The following is an 18,440-nucleotide window of genomic DNA, read 5'->3' as shown; positions in this document are numbered from 1 at the left end:
CCAGCCGGGGCTCGTTCAGGGTGGCCGCGGAGCCGTCACTTCTACCTCCGCGACCACATATGGATGAACGCTCAACCACGGCACGGTGTTCCCTCCGCCTGGTGGGGGCCTGTGAGTCGCACCACGGGCACGCGCTCCCGCGCCGGGCGCGCCCCCGGGCGCACGGAGCCCGGCGTGATGGGATCGTGGAGCCGGACCGGCCCGAAGATCGGCTCAGCCGCACGAGGGCCCGCGCATCAGAGCTCCAAGTACTCCTCAGTACGCCCCAGTACGAACGAACGGACAGCACCCATGGGCGAGTTGATCCTCATCAGACACGGCGAGACCGAGTGGTCGCTGTCCGGGCAGCACACCAGCCACACGGATCTGCCACTGACCGCCCACGGTGAGAACCAGGCCCGCGCCCTGGTCCCCCTGCTGGCCGACCGGCGGATCGGTGTGACCCTCGTCAGCCCCCTCGCGCGGGCCCGTCGCACCGCCGAACTCGCCGGGCTGCGGTCCACCCGCATCAGTCCCGATCTGCACGAATGGAACTACGGCGGATACGAGGGCGTGACCACCGAGGAGATCCGCCGAACGCTCCCGGACTGGAACCTCTGGACGGACGGGACGAAGCCGGGACCCGGCGACCATCCGGGCGAGAGCCCTTCGGACGTCAGCGACCGCGCCGACCGCGTGCTCACAGAGGTCCGTGCCGCCGCCGAACGCGCGGGCGACGAGGACATCGCGCTCGTGGCCCACTCACACTTCCTGCGGGTGCTCACCGCTCGCTATCTCGGGCTCACCGCGGCCGAGGGAGCGCTGTTCCAACTGGAGACCGGAACGGTGTCCAGGCTCGGTACGGAACACGGCAACCCGGTCATCACCGCATGGAATCTGGCGCTCCCCGAGACTCTGCTGCGCACCGTCCAGGACCTGCCGCACAGCGCCTGACGACGGGCCGCACCCGGAAAACTCGTTCATATACATAGCCCCGCCGGTCGCATATGACCGGCGGGGCGTTGCTATATGCACCTTTCATTACCAATGCACTTTCATGAACATGAACCTTGTGAAGTTCCGCTGAATCTCTTGTTGCTTGACGTGGACACTTCTACTCTGATGCGACTCCAGCGCGATGCCCCCACCGAAACGGAGAAACGAGACGTGCCCAGAATCAAGCGCACCGTCACTGTTCTCTCGGCCGCCACAGCGATGCTGCTGACGGCGCCGAACGCATACGCGGAAGTCGAACCCGGAGGGTGGACCTCGACGTCACCCTCCTTCACCGTCCAGGAGAGGGGCTGCGGCCAGGTCGACAACCTGACCTTCACGCTCACCTGTTCAACCGGCAGCGGCGACCAGCGCGCCGAGCGGCGGTACGCCACCTACACCGGAGGGACCCGGCAGTTCGAGGGCTACTTCCGGATCGCGAGCATGGGCGGCACCCGTATCAGCCTGAAGCAGACGTTCAACGAATCGGCCTCCGGGCCGTTCTTCATGCTGGCCGGCGAGCGCGGCGGACGCCTGTACGCGGTCCACGGCGGCGCCACCTTGTCCAACGCGGGCACGGTCGGCGCGACCGTGCGGGTGAACACCGTGCACCAGGTCGGCAGCGAGCACCGTACGTACATCAACGGCTCGCTGAAGCACAATTACGCGAGTCCTGGCGGCAGCTTCTACGACAAGTTCGGTGCCTATCGCACGAACAGCGGCAGCGGACCGGCCACCGTGGTGTGGAGCGGCGTCAAGTTCTGGCGCAAGTAAGGCGGTCGAGGCACCTCCCGGCCCGGTGACCGCGCGGCGCGACGCCCCGCTAGCGCATGCCGCGCGGTCACCGGGCACTCCCACACGCGCCACAGCCCGGAAGGACGGACACCGTGCCTCTTCGACTCCGCGCCGCCAACGCCGCGGCCCTCACCGTCCTGACGCTGGCGGGCTGTTCCTCGTCCCCGGAGGAGAGGAGCGAGCCGGATGCCTCGGCGCCGCTCGCGGCGACGCTCGACTCCCCCATCGACATCACACTGCGCTGGAAGGACGACGAGCCCGCGGTGGCGGGGCGGGCGGTGGAGTTCGCGACGGAGAAGGCGGGCCCGTACACGGTGCTGGAGTTCATGCCGCCGGGCCGTACGACGTACCGGCATCCGGATCTGATGCCCGAGACGCCCTTCTACTACCGGCTGCGCCCCTACTTCGGTCCGGCGTCCGCGGCGGTCGAGGTGTCCCTGCCACCGGGTGAGCCCTCGGAGAAGGAACTCACCGACAACCAGGAGTGGATGACTCCCCGCACGGTCAAAGGTCCCAAGGTGCGGACGGCGCCGCTGACGGCGCGTGGCGCGGGCGGCGCCGACGCTAACGCGTCAGCCGCCCCGACGGACTTCGAACCGACCGTCAAGCACGCGACCGGCATCCACTTCACCTGGACGGACCGCGCCGCCGGCGAGGACGGTTACCTCCTGGAAGTACGACAGGCCGGCAGCGAGGGCTACCGGCCTGTGGCACTACTGAATCCGGACATCAATTCGTTCGGACTGATCACCCTGCCCGAGGAGAAGCGGGCGTCGTACCGCGTACGCGCCTTCGCCTACGGCGAGCAGTCCAACGTCGTCCATCTCACGACGGGTCCGGACCCCGAAGCCTAGGCGTCGACCTTGACCTCGGCCTTGGTCTCGGGCTCGATGTCGACCTCGACGTCCGCCTTGGCGGCCGCCGACTCCCTGATCGGGGCGCCCGCGTCGTGCAGGCTCCGCAGGGCCTGGCTGTACGAGGTGATCAGGCTGGTCTCCAGATAGCTGATGCCCAGCTCCTCGCAGTGCTGCCGGACGATCGGCTGCGCCTCGCGCAGCTGCGGCGACGGCATGTTCGGGAACAGGTGGTGCTCGATCTGGTAGTTGAGCCCGCCGAGCGCGATGTCGGTGAACCAGCCGCCGCGCACGTTGCGGGAGGTGAGCACCTGACGCCGCAGGAAGTCCGGGCGGTCGTCGCCGGACAGGGTGGGCATTCCCTTGTGGTTGGGCGCGAAGATCGAGCCCAGGTAGAGACCGAACAGGCACTGGTGGACGGCGAGGAAGGCGATGGCCTTGCCGGGCGGCAGCACCACGAACAGCGCGCCGAGGTAGAGCGCGAAGTGCGTGAAGAGCAGGATGCCCTCCGAAGTCCGCTGCTTCAGCGAGCGGTTGGCCAGCGCGCGCACACCGGCGACATGCAGGTTGAAGCCCTCGAGCGTGAGGAGCGGGAAGAACAGGAAGGCCTGCGAGCGGCCGATGAGGCGGGGAAGCCCCTTGGCGGCCCTGGCCTGCCCCTGCGTCCAGACGAGGATGTCGGGGACGACGTCCGGGTCCAACTCCTCGTGGTTCGGGTTTGCGTGGTGCCTGGAGTGCTTGTCCTGCCACCATCCGTAGCCCATGCCGATGCCGAGGTTTCCGGCGATCTTCCCGGCGCGCACACTTGCCTTGCGCAGCCGGAACACCTGACGGTGGCCCACGTCGTGAGCGACGAGCGCGACTTGGCCGAAGACCACGGCGAGGTAGGTGGCGACGGCGAGCGTCCACCAGCTGTCGCCGACGAGCGCGAAGGCGACCCAGCCGGCGGCGAAGAGGGCGGTGATGATGCCGATGCGCAAGGCGTAGTACCAGGGCCGGCGCCGCATCAGACCGGCCGCGATGATCTTCTTGGAGAGTCGCGCGAAGTCGCTGCCCGTCTCCTTGCACGCCTGTTCCGCGGCCTCACCCGCGGCATCCGCGCCTGGCTCCGTTACCGCGGAATCCTCCACGGTACCGGCGGTGTTGACTGACATACGGCCACGCCTTTCGAAATGGGTCACGACCGTGTGCCGGTGTATGACGGCGCGGCAGGCAGGTTGGCAGGTGGGGACACAAGCCAGGGGGGACGGCGCTGCCGGTCGTGGACGGGTGGGCGACTGCATCACGCAGTTCGATCACTGCGTGCGGTTGGACGTGGACCACTCCGGCGACGCGACAACTGGGTATGGCCGCTGCGAATGCCGCTGACATCCTCACCGAGGACCAGTGCTGCTGCCCACACTCATGGGGCAGCGGGAAGTCAGGGGCTGGGGCCTCCTGATCTCCAGTGTAGCCTGCGCGGGAATTGTGATTCTTACACCGCACGGACAATGGGCCGCAAACGGTTTCTGAACAGCGCCAATACCATTCCGAGCGCCGACCGGCACAGCCGCGCCCTTTATTAATTTTGCAGAGACTGCACATTTGCATACCATGCAAAGTGTGACGACCAAGGGTGCCGGAGCGGGTCTCCGGGAGCGCAAGAAACAGGCCACGCGTGCGGCGCTGAGTGAGGCGGCCGTACGGCTCGCCGCCGAGCACGGCGCGGAGAACGTCACTGTCGAGGCCATCAGCAACGCCGCCGGTGTCTCCCCGCGGACGTTCTTCAACTACTTCGACAGCCACGACGACGCGTTCGTCATGATGGACACGCAGATCGGGGAACGGATCCGGTGCGCCGTAAGGGACGCCCCGGCCGAACTGTCCCCCCTCGACGCGGTACGCGAGGCCATGGCCGCCGAGCTGGCCGACGTCGAGCAGCGGCACGAGGTGTGGAGCCTGCGCGCCAAGGTCCTCCAGAAGTCCCCGCATCTGCTGGCCCGCGGTCTCGGCCTGCACATGGCCGAGGAACTCGACCTGGCGCGGACCATCGCGAATCGGCTCGACGCCGGCGGCGGTTCGCGGGGCGACCTCGGCGCCGGGAGCGACACCGGGGCCTCTGACACCGGGGCCTCCGACGGCGACACCTGTGGCGGCGCCGACATCGGGCTGTATCCGCGGCTGCTCGCCGCCGTCGCCGGCACGGCCGTACGAGTCTCCGTCGAGCACTGGTACGCGCAGTCTCCGCCGGTCGCGTTCCCCGACATCTTCCGGGACGTCTTCACGCATCTCTCCGCCGGGCTGAGTCAACCGCCCGCACAGACCGACGACGGTCCCTCCGACCGTCGTTCCACGGAATCATAAGAAGGCCACCTTGACCGCAATCGAGGCGCCCGACCAGGCGCCCACCTCCATGACCAACCGGCAGATACTCCAGGCGATGTCCGGGCTGATGGCCGGCATGTTCGTCGCCATCCTGGCGGGCACCGTGGTGGCGAACGCGCTGCCGCGCATCATCGCCGACCTGGGCGCCAGCCAGTCCGCGTACACCTGGGTCGTCACCTCCGAACTGCTCGCGATGACCGCGACGGTGCCCCTGTGGGGCAAGCTCTCCGACCTCTACAACAAGAAGCTGCTGCTCCAGCTCTCGCTCGGCATGTTCGTCGTCGGCTCCCTGCTGGCCGGGTTCTCACAGGGCGTCGAACTGCTCATCTTCAGCCGTGTGATGCAGGGCATCGGCGCCGGCGGTCTGACCGCGCTCGCACAGGTCGTGATGGCGGCCGTGATCCCGCCGCGCCGACTGGGCAAGTACGCGGGCATGTTCGGCGCGGTCTTCGCCGTCGGCACCGTCGCGGGACCGCTGGTCGGCGGTGTCATGGTCGACACCTCGTGGCTGGGCTGGCGCTGGTGCTTCTTCATCGGTGTGCCCTTCGCGCTGATCGCGATCGCGCTGCTCCAGCGCACGCTGCACCTGCCGACCGTCCGCAGGGACGTGAAGATCGACTACCTGGGCGCGTTCCTGATCGTCGCCGGCGTCTCCGCGATCCTCATCTGGACCTCCCTGGCGGGCAACCAGTTCGACTGGGCGTCCTGGCAGACGGCCACGCTGACCGGTGGCGGTGTGCTGCTGCTCGTCGCCGCGGTCTATGTGGAGGCGCGGGTGCCGGAACCGGTCATCCCGCTCACCATCTTCCGCAACCGCACCGTCACGCTCACCACGATCGCGAGCCTGCTCGTCGGTGTCGCTATGTTCGGCGGCACCGTCTTCCTCTCGCAGTACTTCCAGATCGCGCTCGGCAAGTCCCCGACCGTGGCGGGGCTGATGGGCCTGCCGATGATCCTGGGCCTGCTCGTCTCGTCCACCGTCGCGGGCCAGCTCATCAGCTCCACCGGCAAGTGGAAGGTCTATCTGGTCGCGGGCGGCATCATCATGACCGCCGGTCTGGCCATGCTGTCGACCATCGACGCCGACACCGGCTTCGGACTACTCAGCCTCTATATGGCCGTTCTCGGTGTCGGCGTCGGCCTGCTGATGCAGAACCTGGTCCTCGCGGCCCAGAACGACGTCCCGGCCTCCGAGTTGGGCGCCGCCACCTCCGTACTGTCGTTCTTCCGCAGCATGGGCGGCACGATCGGCACCAGCGTCCTGGGCGCCATCCTCGCCAACCGGGTGGCCTCGGAGATGGCCAAGAGCCTGGGAACGGGCGACGGAGCGGCGGCCGGCGGATCGAGCGACGCCGTGCCGGACGTGACGAAACTCCCCGCGCCGATGCGGGAGATCGTGGAGAACGCGTACGGTCTGGCGACCGCGGACCTGTTCCTGGTCGCCGCCCCGTTCGCCGCGCTCGCGCTGGTGGCCGTGGTGTTCATCAAGGAGAAGCCGCTGAAGACGACCAGCGGCATGGAACGGCTCGCCGAGGAGGCCAAGCAGGCGGCGGAAGGCGACAAGCCGTCCGCGCCGACGCCGGTGAGCTGAGCCGGGGCCGAGGAGGCCCGAAGCCGAAGTACCGTTCCCCCCACCGCCGTTCGGCGGTGGGGGGAACTTCTGTGTCACGCACTCCCGCCGGGCCCCGTCGCACGCCGGATTCGGACCGCGGTCGTGCGATCACGGGCCGAATGTCGTCTGGCGCGCGGCGCGCGTGGCGGCTTTGCTGATGCCGTACGGAACATCGGTACGCCGCCTCCAGCGCCTAGGACTTCAGATGACCACGGGTACGTCCTCCCCCACCGGCCACGACACGCCCGGACCAGAGCTCTCCGCCACACCGGTGCCCGGCCCCCGGCAACTGCCGCTGATCGGCAATCTCCCGGCCTTCTCCCGTGACCCGCTCGGTTTCTTCGCCCGGCTGCGCGCTCACGGCGACGTCGTCTCCTGGCGGCTCGGCCCGCAGCGGGCGCTGTTCCTGTCCCAGCCGGAACACATCGGGGAGCTGCTCAAGAAGGTCGAGACCGACTACCGCCACCCCGAACTCGGCTGGGCGTTCAAGCTGGTGCTCGGCGACGGCGTCGTCACCTCGGAGGGCGCCGCGTGGCGGCGCAAGCGCGCACTGGTGCAGCCGGTGGTCCGCCCCCGCCAGGTCCGCAGCTACGCGGTCACCATGACCGACTGCGCGTCCGCGCTGGCCGACACCTGGCAGCCGGGCCGGCACATCGACGTACGGCGGGACATGCTGGGCCTCACGCAGCGCATCGCCGTACGGACCCTCTTCGGCACGGACACGGCGGGCCGTGAGGACACCATCGGCCCGGCCATGGACATCGCGCAGCAGGCCATCGGCGACGAGTTCAGGGGCCTGACCCTGTTCCTCCCTTCGTGGATCCCGACGCCGGGACGGCAACGGCTCAAGAAGGCCGTCGCGGTCATCGACAGCGAGGTGAACCGGGTGACCGAGGAGCGGCACCTGAGCGGCGCGGACCGTGACGACCTCCTCAGCAGGCTGCTCGCCGCGCGCGACGAGCAGGGCGACCGGCTGAGCGACAAGGAGATCCGGGACGAGGCCGTCACCCTCTACATCGGCGGCCATGAGACGACCGGGACGACGCTGACCTGGGCCTGGTATCTGCTCTCGCGCAATCCGCAGGCGCGGGAGCGGCTCGCCGAGGAGCTGGCCGACGTCCTGGACGGCCGTACGCCGGGCTTCGACGACTTCAAGGATCTTCGCTGGACCGAGCAGATCATCAAGGAGACCCTGCGCCTCTACCCGCCCGTGTGGCTGATGACGGCGATCGCGAAGGACGGCTCCACGCTGGGCGGGCGGCCCGTTCCGGAGGGGACGGTGCTGTGGGCGAGTCAGTGGAGCGCGCAGCGCGACGAGCGGTGGTTCCCCGAGCCCGACGAGTTCCGCCCCGAGCGGTGGGACGAGGAGGCGCGGCCCGCGCCCGACCACGCCTGGTTCCCGTTCGGTGGCGGCGCCAGGGCGTGTCTGGGCGCGCGCTTCGCGACGGTCGAGGCCGTTCTTGTTCTGGCCACGCTCGCGCAGCGGTTCCGTCTCGACCTGGACCCGGGTGAGATCACGCCGAAGACGGGCCTGACGCTCCAGCCGAGTGTCCCGGTACGCGCGACGCTGCGGAGCGCCTGACCGGGGGCTCTCCTCGGCGTCCCCCATCGCCCTCGATCGCGGGCCGGGCCCGGCACGGCACTACGATCGGCCGTATGACCAGTGCGGGTGACACCCCCGGCGGCGACCCCGGTCGGGACTACTTCGCCGCCGACCCGACCTCGCGGAGCCTCGGCATCGCTCTCGTGGGGACCGGTCCCGGCTGGGCCACCCTGCGGATGAGCGTGCGCGCCGACATGGTGAACGGGCACGGGACGGTCCACGGCGGCTATCTCTTCCTCCTCGCCGACAGCGCCTTCGCGTGCGCCTGCAACAGCCACGGTCCGGTGACCGTCGCGGCGGGCGCCGACATCGACTTCGTACGTCCGGCCCACGAGGGCGACGTCCTGACCGCGACCGCGCGGGAGCGGACCCGGCTCGGGCGTGGCGGCATCTACGACGTCACGGTCATGCGCGGGGACGACGTACTGGCAGAGTTCCGTGGCCGCAGCCGTGCCCTCCGCAACGACCGGAACTGACCCGCCCGACAGCGACCGACGAGGGCCCGCACCCGGTACCGGGTGCGGGCCCTCGTCATCGCGTACGGCCGGCCTATCCGGCGGCCGTGATCCGGATCTCCGCGCGCTCCGTGACGCCGTTGACCGTCACGGCGAGGGTGGCCGCCCCGCGCCGCAGCGCCGTGAGCGTCCCGGTGACCGGGTCGAACGCCGCCACGTCGCGGCGGCTCGCCCGGTCCGGGTCACCGATGTACACGTTCGGCGACGCCGTCCAGTCCGCGCTCAGCGGGAAGCCGACCGGTACCTCTCTGGTCCCCTGGACGACGGTCGCGGCGACCGGCGCCTCGTGTCCGGCCGCCAGTGTCCCGGGCGCGTCCAACTTCAGCGCGTCGGTATGCGCACGCGTCTGTACGGAGACCCAGTCGGGTCCGCCTTCCCAGGGCTCGCGCCGGGCCTCGGACTGCTCGCTCCTGGAGACCTTGTCGACGCCGACGAGCGACCAGCCAGTGAACCCGCCCTCGTCCGCCGGGGCCGCCGGGTTCTTCCCGGAGTTGCCGTTGATCAGATACGGGACACCGTCGACGCGCGAGGCATCGAAGACCCCTACGTGGCTGCCGATGAAGCCGGCGCCCTTGCCGGTCGTACGGCGGAACTCGGCGAGCCAGTCCTCCAGCAGCGCCGCCTCCTTGCGGTCCCCGAGCTGGCTCCCCTTCTGCACGGTCGGGTCGCGCGGCGGCACATGCTCGATGACCATCACCGAGCTGACTCGGGAGTCGTCGGCCGCCGCGTCCAACTGGGCGCGCAGGGCCTTGATCTGGGCGAAGCCGCCGCCGCGCAGGGAGAGGCTGGAGGTGTCGAGCGTGACGAAACGTGTCCCGCCGTGGTCGAACACCCGCTGCGCGGGGCCGAATTCGCCGACGAAGTTGTCGATCTTCCCGCCCATCACCTCGTGGTTGCCCGGCACGTAGTACCAGGGCACCTCGTCGCCAAGCTCCTCGGTGAGCACCCGCCGCGCGAACGCGAGGTCCGCGGGCGAACCCTCGTCGACCAGGTCACCGTTGACGACGAGGAAGTCGGGCTTCGCCGCCTTGATCTCGCGCAGCGTGCGGCGGGCCTGGACCACGATCGCGCTGTCCGGCTCGCGGGCCACGAACTGCGCGTCGGACATCACGGCGAACTGCCAGTCCCGGCCCCCGGTCTCGGCGGCCGGGTCGATCAACGGGTCGGCGGCGGGCCGCTGTTCGGGCAGGTCGACGGTGGGCGGCACCTGTGCCGTCAGCCCGTCGATGACGATCTCGCCGGTGTACTGCTTGTCGGCGGCGGTCTCCGCGAGATAGAAGCGGAACACGGACAGCGGCATCGCGGCCCCCTGCGGCACCGCGAACGTCACCTGCCGCCAGCCGGTCCAGGTGACGTACGGCCCCCGGAGCAACTGGTCGGATCCGGCGACGTCCTTGAGGTGCAGGGTCGGCCAGGCCCCCTTCCCGTCTCCCTTGATCCACATCGTGAATGACTGCGGCTGGCCGGGCACGGTGATCTGCTGCGGCGGGCTCGCGTACGCGGCGCGGGTCGCCGTCGAGAGTGAGAAGTCGTAGGTGAGCTTCAGGCCGGTGCCGGTCTGTCCCTCGGGTGTCGCCGCGACCGAACCGGCGGCGCGGGCGTGGCTGAACTTCCAGGCCGCGGCGTCGTCGAAGGCCGAGACCGGCTGTTCCTCGAGTCCGACGCTCACCGCGAGGGCGGTGGTGACGCCGTTCACGGTGGCCGTGATCCGTCCGGCGCCGCCGCCGGTCCTGGAGGTGACGGTGAAGGCACCCTTGCCGTCGTCGGCGATGGCGAAGAGGACGCGGTCGTAGGCCAGTTCCACGTCGCGCGGCTCCACCGGCGCGGACGCGCCGTGCGCGTCGAGACCGACGATGCCGAACGTGCCGGTGGCCTCGCCGTCGGCGAGGCCGACGCGGCTGGTGGTCGGGCGGATCCGCGCGAGGTCGTCGAGGACCGTCAACTCGATGGATCCGTCGGCGCGTCCGCGCTCCGCGCGCACCTCGGTGGTGCCGCTGCGGCGGGCGGTGAACAGGCCGTCGTCGCCGACCCGGCCGACCGACGACCGTTCGGTCCGCCAGCGCGGTTCGCCCTGCGCGGGACCGTACGTCTCGTCGTAACCGGCCGCTGTGAGGGCTCGCGTCAGTCCGGGGAAGACGCGTTCGGGGTGGCCGCCCCTGACGGGGTCGTCGCCGGGCGCGGTTCCGGCGGGCGTACGGGTCTCGACCCAGAAGCCGTCGAGACGTCCGCTGCCGTCGGGCGCGGTGAGGGCGAGGCCGTTGGGCACGGTGCGCTCGCTGCCGTCGGACGGGGCGTTCTCCACCTGGAGGGCGTCGCTGCCGGGTTCGCGGGCGACGAGTGTCGAGGAGCCTCCGCCGTCGAGGTTGAGCGCGCTGTAGGCGCCGGCCCGCTTCATCATCACGGCCAGCTCGGTGAGGGTGACGCCGCCGCTGTCGGCCTGCCGGCCGTCGACGGTGATCACCCGCATCTCGCCGCCGTCCTTGGTGAATCCGACGGCGGTGCGGGGCGCGGCGGTGTTGTTGCCCTGTCCCTCGTGGTTCTGCGCCACGCCGTCCACGACGAGGAGTTCGCGTCCGCCGACGGCGGTGCGCGGCAGGGGTCCGCCGTTGGTGCGCGGGCTGTACTCCATCGCCACCGGGTCGCCGGGGCGCAGCTCCTTGAGCTGTACGGCGCCGGCCTCCCGGCCGACCAGCACGGTGGTGCCGGGCTCGATCGGACCTGTGCCGGGTGTGCCGGTGACGGTGACGACCTTGCCGTCCCGTACGGCCACCTCGGCGGTGGGCGTCGCGGTGTCCACGGTGAGCGCGCGGTTGGCCTGGCCCCAGGCGGCGGTGTAGGCGCCGATTCCGCCGGCCGGCACGTTCGCGGCGTTGTACGCGGCGAGGGGGTGCGGTCCGGTGGGCAGTGTCAGGGTGCCGTCGAAGTACAGCTCCAGGACGCGCCCGGCGTTCTCGGGGCCGATGCCGACGGCCCGGTTGGCACCGGCGGCGGGCGACTGTGTGAGTGCGCCGTCCTTGATGCCGGCTCCCTGGGGGGCGCCGGTCTCGTTGATGTCGAAGAAGTCGGCGTTGATGGCGGCGACGGTGCGGCGGCCCTTGCCGGGGTCGTGCGCGGCGGCGAGTTCGGAGACGCTGCGGCGGTCGGCGACCTTGCCCGACGAGAGGTAGTCGGCCCGTGCGCCGCCGTCGAGGTCGACCGACAGCGCGTCGACGCGCAGCCATTTGTCGGATTCGAGGCGGTCGTACGAGGTGAGGCTGACGCCCGGCGCGATGGGGCGGGTGCCGCGCGCGGTCTCGATGCCGTCGCCGTCCACGACGGATCTGGGGGTTCCGGCCGGTCTGCCGGCCGGCGGTGGCGCGACGGGGCGCAGCACCTCGGCGGCGTTGCGGGGACGGGGGTCGGGGGTGGAGTCGGCGACGGACGGGGTGATGGCTCCCGTTGTCAGTGCGGTGACCGCCGCGAGCAGCACGACGGACCGGCGGGCAATGCCTGGGCCCACAAGTTCTCCTGTAGTACGGGGGGTTGGCGCGGGTAGTAAGCGCTGTCAGCCGCCCAGCATCGCCGTGTGTGCCCCGGTTCGCCAGGGGTTCACGGACACGTCGGGGAGAACAGGGGGCACCGTGGAAGTGACGTGGGGTGCCTGCCGAGGTGCCCGCGCACACCAACCGGATCAACTGATGAAGCGTCAGAAGAACGCGGGGGACGCTCAGATCCGCCGACGGGCGTTCACGTGCCACGGGCGGCGCACGGCGCCCGTCTGCCACCCGTCAGATGCCGTTCGGCGCGGGGTCCCTGCGCATGAGCAGCAGGGCCATGTCGTCGCCGCCACCACCGTGCTCCCCCACCATCTCGCCCAGACGGTCCGCCAGTTCCTGAATATCGGCGGGGCCGTCCTGTACGGCACGTGCCAGGCGTTCGAGTCCGTCGTCGAGGGTGGCGCCCGGCCGCTCCACCAGTCCGTCGGTGTAGATCAGCAGCGTCTCGCCGGGAGCGAGGGTCGTCAGGGTGACCGGATAGTCGGCGCCGCCGCGCCTGCGGGAAGTGTTCGTGATCCCGAGCGGCAGTCCGCCCTCGGTGTCGATGGTCACGCATCTGCCGTCGCCGTCGCGCACCATCGGTTCGAGGTGTCCGGCCCGGACGATCTGGAGCGCTCCCGTCGCCAGATCGGCTTCCACGTATGTGCAGGTCGCGAAGCGGTCCGTGTCCAGCTCATGGAGGAGGGTGGAGGCGCGTGCCATGGCCGTCGCGGGCGAGTGGCCCTCGGAGACGTACGCCCACAGCACGATCCGCAGCTGCCCCATCACTGCGGCGGCGTCCGTGTCGTGCCCCTGGACGTCGCCGATCATCAGTCCGACCCGGCCGCCGGGCAGCGGGACCACGTCGTACCAGTCGCCGCCGATGTCACGTCCGGCCCTGGCCGCCCGGTAGCGGACCGCGATGCGGGCGCCGGGGACCTCGGGGATGTGGTGCGGCAGCATGGCCCGTTGCAGGCTGTCGGCGATATCGTGCTCCTGCTCGAAGAGCATCGCGCGCTGGAGGCTCTGGGCGATGCTGCTGCTGAGCGTGACCAGCAGGTTGCGTTCCTCGCCGGTGAAACCGCCGTGCCGGGAGTACAGCATTCCGAGCGCGCCGATCGTTCTGCCCTGCACGATCAGCGGCAGATAGGCACCCGAGGCCACCGGGAGATGCTGGATGTGGTGCCACAGCGGGGGGAAGGAGCGCCGGAACTCCTCACGCGACGTGATGTATCGGGGCTGTAGCGTGCGGACGACCTCGCTCATCGGGAACCGCGCGTCGATGCGTGTGTACTGGAGTTCAGGGACGTACAGACCCAGCCGCCCCTCGGTGACCGTATGCACGTGCCCGTTCTCGACGACGCCGAGCATCACGCTCACCGCGCCGAGGTTGCTCAGCGCCTCGGCGTCCTTGAGCGCGTCGGTGACGTCCTGCACGGTGGTCGCACGGGCCAGCAGGGCGGTGACCCGGCGGACCATGCCGGTGAGCCGGCGGCGGGTCTCGACCAGCTCCGTGCGCTTGGCGGCGTCGTCCAGTTCCCGGGTGGCGTCGCGCACGATGCCGATGGCCCGGCGGAGGTTGCCCTTCGAGTCGCGCAGGACATGGCCCTGGGTGTGGAGCCAGCGGCGTGATCCGTCGCGGCAGCGGATCCAGAAGTACGCGCCGTAGACGCTGCTGCCCTTGTCCAGCGTCCGCCGGATCAGCGTGTCCAGGCGCTCCAGTTCCTCGGGCGGCACCCGGTTGGCGACCTCCATGCTGCCGTCGTATTCGTCGGGGCGGAGATCGAACACCTCCAGCGCACCGGGGTCGAGATGCATGTACTCGCGGACGAGATCGATGTCGAAGCTGCCCATGCGGTTGTACGCGAGGGTGAGGTCGGGGCCGGCGGGCCAGTCCGGCTCGGACCCTCCGGGGAGTGGAAGGCCGGATGGCGGTTCGACACTCACGGGCCCCTCTTCCCAGTCGCGGGCACGGCCGGTCGGTTCGTTCTGTGCCTTCTGGTGTCAATTGTGTGCGCGGTACCGGCGCGGACCGCAAGCGGACGGGCGGCCGGGTTCGCGCCGACGCTCAGCGGCCGGCCCGTCCGGGCTCCTGGTCGGGGTGTTCGGGCTGCCCGGTGATCAACCGCTGGAGCGCGGGGGCGTACAGGTCCGCGAGCAGCTCGGGAGTGGCCTCCTCACCCGCACCGGGGCGGTGGAGGCTGAGGGTCGCGCCCAGCCCGAGGAGCTGGCCGGTGATCAGCTCCGCCCTCAGCTCGCTCCGCTCCCCGCCGATGAGACCGGCCAGCCGGGCGGTGACCTGCTCGCGGAAGCGCTCGCGCAGCAGGGTCCGCTCGTCCATGTTGCCGAGGGAGAAGACCACGCGCAGCAGGGGGTCGGAGTGGTTCTCGCGCCGCAGCCGGACCATGGTCAGCACCAGGTGCCTGCCGAGGACGGCGGGCGGTGCGGCGAAGAGTTTGTCGGCGGCGGGGCCGAAGTCGGCGACGGTGTTGAACAGCCGTTCCTTCGTGCCGAAGCGTTTGACGATGAGCGAGGCGCTGACGCCGGCGTCGGCGGCGATGCCGCGCATGGTCACCTCGGCGTACGGGCGCTGGGTGAACGCGCGGCGCGCGGCCCGCAGAATCGCGAGACGGCCGGTGCCGGGGTCGGCGCCGGTGTCTTTCCCGGGGTCGGCGCCCGTGTCCGACCTTGGATCGGCGCCTTTGTCCGCCACCGCGTCCGTCGTCTCGTCCGCCGCATGTCCGGTCGTCACGCGCCCTCCTCGGCGAACGTACGGCTTGCTGTCTGCTCCTTGCCGACGGTACCCGCCTCGGCCGCCGCCGCGCGGCCCGGCAGGCACAGTGTGACCGCCAGGGCGAGCAGGGCCGCGCCGGCCGCGATGAGGAAGACCAGCAGATAGGCGTGGAGGGTGGGCGCGGTGCGGCCGCCGGCCTGGAAGGTGATGTTGGCCAGCACGGCGGCGACCACCGCGCTGCAGAAGGCCTGCCCCACGGACCGCATCAGGGTGTTGAGGCCGTTGGCCGCGCCGGTCTCGCCCGCCGGTACCGCGCGCATGACGAGCGCGGGCAGGGCCGAATAGGCGATCGCGGTGCCCGCCGCGACGACGGTCGCGCCGCCGATGATCGGCCACAGGCTGTGACTGGTGAAGAAACGCACCACGTACCCGACGGCCATCACGCCGGCGGCGAGCGCCAGGGCCGTCTTGGGGCCGTACTTGGCGGAGATCCGTGCCGACACCGGCGACAGCGCCACCATCGCGAGACCGCCGGGCAGCAGACACAGTCCGCCCACGACGATGGAGGCCCCGATCCCGTAACCGGTACTTGTGGGCTCCTGCACCATCTGCGCTGTGACCAGGGAGTTCGCGTAGAAGGCGAAGCCGATGAGGAGGGCGGCGATATTCGTGAGCAGCACGGCGGGGCGCGCGGAGACCCGCAGGTCGACCATGGGGGATGTGGTGCGCAGCTCGTAAGCGCCCCAGAGCAGACCGACGGCGAGCGCGGCGACGAGCAGGCCGACCGTGCGCACGGAGGTCCAGCCCCAGTCCGCGCCCTGGGTGACGGCGATGAGCAGGCTGACGAGCGTGGCGGACAGGCCGAGGGTGCCGATGACGTCGAACCGGCCTCGGGAGCGCAGGGGTGACTCCGGGACGCAGCACAGGACGAGCACGATGTCGACCAGTCCCAGCACGGCGGAGGCCCAGAACATGGTGTGCCAGTCGAAGTTCTGGACGACCAGGGCGGCGACCGGCAGGCCGACGGCGGCGCCGATCCCAAGGGTCGAGCTCATGAGGGCGACGGAGGACAGCAGCCGTGCGGGCGGCAGTTCGTCGCGCATGATGCTGATGCCGAGCGGTACGACGGCGAGCGCGGCGCCTTGGAGTGCCCGGCCTGCGATCAGCACACCGATGTGGGAGCTGACGGCGCACATGACCGAACCGGCGACGAGTACGCCCAGCGAGGCGATGAGGACCTTGCGCTTGCCGTACATGTCGCCGACGCGGCCGAGTACGGGGGTGAAGACCGCGCCCGTCAGGAGCGTGATCGTGACGAGCCAGCTCGCGGCCGCGGGGGTGCTGCCGGTCAGGGCGGGGACGTGCGGCAGCAGCGGTACGACCAGCGTCTGCATCACGGCGACCACGACGCCGCAGAAGGCGAGGACCGTGACGAGGAGTCGGCGGCGCCGGCCTTCCACGGGTTCGAGTCCCGGTGCCGGTGCCGACGCGGGCTCCGGTATGGGTGCTGCGGACATCTGCTCTCCGGTCGTCTGTGATGGCGGGGGTGCACAAGCGTTCACCCCGAGGGTAAACACGCGTGCACCCCTTTGTCACATGACAGTTCCTCACCGATTGGCTCAATTTCGTTACCGAGGGTGAGTTTGCGCGTTGAACGTGCGTGAAGGCCGCACATCGTGCGGCTGTGTTCGAAACGTTCAAGGAGAAACTTGATGTCGCGTATTGCGAAGGCAGCTGCTGTTCTCGCCGGCACGGGCGCCGTGCTGGCCGGCGGTGCCGGTATGGCCGCTGCCGACGCCGGCGCCGAGGCCGCGGCCGTCGGTTCGCCCGGAGTCCTTTCCGGCAACGTGGTCCAGGTGCCGGTGCACGTCCCGGTGAACCTCTGCGGCAACACCATCGACGTGGTCGGTCTGCTGAACCCGGCGTTCGGCAACCAGTGCGTCAACGCCGACGGCAAGCAGCACGGCGGTGGCTACGGCCGCTGAGCCTCCACCGCCCGGGGACATGGGTCCCCGTCCGCGATTGAGGCATGAGGCATGAGGCAGCGGCCTCCCGCATCCGATGCGGGAGGCCGCTGTGCGTCCGGGTCGGGGCGTGCGTGCGGACCGGGTGTGCGCGAGGCGCCGGGGAGGCGCACTCGCGCGAGCCCGATCAGGCGTCGTACCGGTACAGACTCCGGTGGCTGAGCATCTCCGACGGCTTCGTCCGCCACGGCGGCATCGGCTCGTCCGCGCTGATCGCCTGCCCTCGCTGCGGATCGTTCCCGCCCAGCTTCCGCTGCGGAAGATAGGTCGACTTCGGGTGCTTCTTCTGCCAGCGGTCCCAGAGGAGGTCGACGAAGGCGTGGTGGAGCCAGAAGACCGGGTCGTGCGGCGCTGTCGCGCCCAGCATCTGGCCGCCCACCCATCGATGGACGCGGTTGTGATTGCGCCATCGCGTCTTGTCGCTGCCCGCCGTCCAGCCTTCGAGGCGATTACGGAAGCCGCGCGGGGCCGTCGAGTCCCAGGGCGCGGCGTCGTAGACCGACTCGTCCATCGCCCAGGCCAGTTCGTCCTTGGTGGGCAGCGCGATCGGGGAGGTGGGACGGCCGAAGGCACGGACGAGGAACTTCCGCTCCAACACACCGTCGTTGATGGTCCAGTTACCCGCCCCGTAGGCGAACGCCCCGGTCGTGACCTGCCCGTCGGAGGAACGGCCGTCGCCGCCGAGGAAGTCCTCGGACCACAGGGACGCGGCGGGTGTGTTGTCCGTCGTCCAGTCCCAGTACGGCACGGTCACCTTGGGGTCGATGCGCTGAAGCGCCCGCTCGAACTCCAGCAGGTACTTGCGGTGCCACGGCAGGAACGACGGTGCCATGTGCGCGGCGCGCAGCCCGTCGTCACCGTCGGCCCGGTAGTACTGGACATGCTGGCGTACGAACTCGTCGTAGCCGCCCTGGCGTTTGAGCTCAAGGACAGTGGCGACGAAGCGCTTCTTCTCCGCGCCGGTGAGGTTCCGCTGATTCTTTCTGATGTGCACCGTGGAGGGTCCTCCCTGCGGTCAGTGGGATGCCGGTCCGGCGAGCGAGAGCTGGGCACCGCCGAGGTCGTCGACCGCCGCGCGGGCGGTCGCGAGGGCGGTCGGGAACGACTCGTAGTGGTTGACCACGCTGAGATAGCCGCCGTCGGCGCGCCGCATGACGTGCAGCGGTCGGCCGTCGATACAGACGCCCGCGTCCGTCCCCTGGATGTGCCGGCCGCCGTACATCTCGTCGAACAGCTCGATCGGCTCGGCCGGTTCCGCCGGCGGGCCCGCGGCCTCGACGGGCGGGGCGCCGGCTGTGCGGGGGTCCGCCCGGAGGACGGGCAGCAGGGCGGTCGCCGTACCGCCGATCACTCCGACGGCGAACGCCGCACGCAGAAAGAGACGCCGGGAGCGGCTGGGCGGGGGTGGGGGCGACGGCATGGGCGCGCGCGATACGGGCGGCTCATGGCGCC

Annotated in this window: 14 protein-coding genes and 1 pseudogene; 8 read left to right on the top strand and 7 right to left on the bottom strand. The window is 70.5% G+C overall.

Annotation, left to right across the window (positions count from 1 at the left end; all coding sequences use genetic code 11):
• Nucleotides 1-291: 291 nt before the first annotated feature.
• The 3 genes from ACFWHU_RS34215 (at nt 292) to ACFWHU_RS34205 (ending at nt 2,621) form a co-directional block, all read left to right on the top strand.
• Nucleotides 292-933 carry a histidine phosphatase family protein gene (locus ACFWHU_RS34215; RefSeq protein ID WP_385795711.1) on the top strand — a complete coding sequence of 214 codons (642 nt, stop codon included), beginning with the start codon at nt 292-294 and terminating at the stop codon, nt 931-933.
• A gap of 213 nt (nt 934-1,146) precedes the next feature.
• Nucleotides 1,147-1,746, top strand: a complete 600-nt coding sequence (locus ACFWHU_RS34210) for a hypothetical protein (RefSeq protein ID WP_385795709.1) — start codon at nt 1,147-1,149, stop codon at nt 1,744-1,746.
• 113 nt (nt 1,747-1,859) lie between these two features.
• The gene (locus tag ACFWHU_RS34205; protein WP_387229776.1) at nt 1,860-2,621 is read left to right on the top strand and encodes a fibronectin type III domain-containing protein; all 762 of its coding nucleotides are present in this window, start codon (nt 1,860-1,862) and stop codon (nt 2,619-2,621) included.
• Here ACFWHU_RS34205 and ACFWHU_RS34200 read toward each other — a convergent pair.
• Nucleotides 2,618-3,775, bottom strand: coding sequence for a fatty acid desaturase family protein (locus tag ACFWHU_RS34200; protein WP_387229774.1), 1,158 nt, complete (start codon nt 3,773-3,775; stop codon nt 2,618-2,620). The two genes, ACFWHU_RS34205 and ACFWHU_RS34200, sit on opposite strands and share 4 nt — an antisense overlap.
• Nucleotides 3,776-4,214: 439 nt before the next feature.
• Here ACFWHU_RS34200 and ACFWHU_RS34195 point away from each other — a divergent pair, with 439 nt between their 5' ends.
• From ACFWHU_RS34195 to paaI, 4 genes are all read left to right on the top strand, one after another.
• Nucleotides 4,215-4,964 carry a TetR/AcrR family transcriptional regulator gene (locus ACFWHU_RS34195; RefSeq protein ID WP_387229772.1) on the top strand — a complete coding sequence of 250 codons (750 nt, stop codon included), beginning with the start codon at nt 4,215-4,217 and terminating at the stop codon, nt 4,962-4,964.
• Between the two features lie 49 nt (nt 4,965-5,013).
• Nucleotides 5,014-6,576, top strand: a complete 1,563-nt coding sequence (locus ACFWHU_RS34190) for an MDR family MFS transporter (protein ID WP_385795753.1) — start codon at nt 5,014-5,016, stop codon at nt 6,574-6,576.
• 226 nt (nt 6,577-6,802) lie between these two features.
• On the top strand, nt 6,803-8,179 hold the full coding sequence (locus ACFWHU_RS34185; RefSeq protein ID WP_387229770.1) for a cytochrome P450: 1,377 nt from the start codon (nt 6,803-6,805) through the stop codon (nt 8,177-8,179).
• Nucleotides 8,180-8,253: 74 nt separating this feature from the next.
• Nucleotides 8,254-8,676, top strand: a complete 423-nt coding sequence (paaI, locus tag ACFWHU_RS34180; RefSeq protein WP_387229768.1) for a hydroxyphenylacetyl-CoA thioesterase PaaI — start codon at nt 8,254-8,256, stop codon at nt 8,674-8,676.
• Nucleotides 8,677-8,749: 73 nt separating this feature from the next.
• Here the strand turns inward: paaI and ACFWHU_RS34175 are convergent, their stop codons facing one another.
• The 4 genes and pseudogenes from ACFWHU_RS34175 to ACFWHU_RS34160 form a co-directional block, all read right to left on the bottom strand.
• Nucleotides 8,750-12,214, bottom strand: a complete 3,465-nt coding sequence (locus tag ACFWHU_RS34175) for a phosphodiester glycosidase family protein (protein ID WP_387229766.1) — start codon at nt 12,212-12,214, stop codon at nt 8,750-8,752.
• 274 nt (nt 12,215-12,488) lie between these two features.
• Nucleotides 12,489-14,177, bottom strand: a pseudogene (locus ACFWHU_RS34170) (SpoIIE family protein phosphatase); the annotation flags it as partial.
• 121 nt (nt 14,178-14,298) lie between these two features.
• Nucleotides 14,299-14,982 (bottom strand): TetR family transcriptional regulator, encoded by a 684-nt coding sequence (locus ACFWHU_RS34165; protein ID WP_387229765.1) that lies wholly within the window; start codon nt 14,980-14,982, stop codon nt 14,299-14,301.
• Nucleotides 14,979-16,481: an MFS transporter gene (locus ACFWHU_RS34160; protein ID WP_387229763.1), complete on the bottom strand. Its 1,503-nt coding sequence runs from the start codon at nt 16,479-16,481 to the stop codon at nt 14,979-14,981. The genes ACFWHU_RS34165 and ACFWHU_RS34160 overlap by 4 nt, the downstream gene beginning before the upstream one ends.
• Nucleotides 16,482-16,676: 195 nt before the next feature.
• Here ACFWHU_RS34160 and ACFWHU_RS34155 point away from each other — a divergent pair, with 195 nt between their 5' ends.
• Nucleotides 16,677-16,949: a chaplin gene (locus ACFWHU_RS34155; RefSeq protein WP_385795690.1), complete on the top strand. Its 273-nt coding sequence runs from the start codon at nt 16,677-16,679 to the stop codon at nt 16,947-16,949.
• Nucleotides 16,950-17,115: 166 nt separating this feature from the next.
• On the opposite strand, the gene ACFWHU_RS34150 is transcribed toward ACFWHU_RS34155, so the two are convergent.
• Together ACFWHU_RS34150 and ACFWHU_RS34145 are read right to left on the bottom strand one after the other, a co-directional pair.
• Complete coding sequence (locus tag ACFWHU_RS34150) at nt 17,116-17,982, bottom strand: tyrosinase family protein (RefSeq protein ID WP_385795688.1); 867 nt, start codon at nt 17,980-17,982, stop codon at nt 17,116-17,118.
• Between the two features lie 21 nt (nt 17,983-18,003).
• Complete coding sequence (locus tag ACFWHU_RS34145; RefSeq protein ID WP_387229761.1) at nt 18,004-18,408, bottom strand: tyrosinase family oxidase copper chaperone; 405 nt, start codon at nt 18,406-18,408, stop codon at nt 18,004-18,006.
• Between the last annotated feature and the right edge of the window lie 32 nt (nt 18,409-18,440).

Source organism: Streptomyces sp. NPDC060366 (genome assembly GCF_042725135.1).
In the GTDB taxonomy this organism is placed as follows: domain Bacteria; phylum Actinomycetota; class Actinomycetes; order Streptomycetales; family Streptomycetaceae; genus Streptomyces.
The sequence above is the reverse complement of the archived record's forward strand: the minus strand, read 5'-3'. Positions and strand labels throughout refer to the sequence as shown.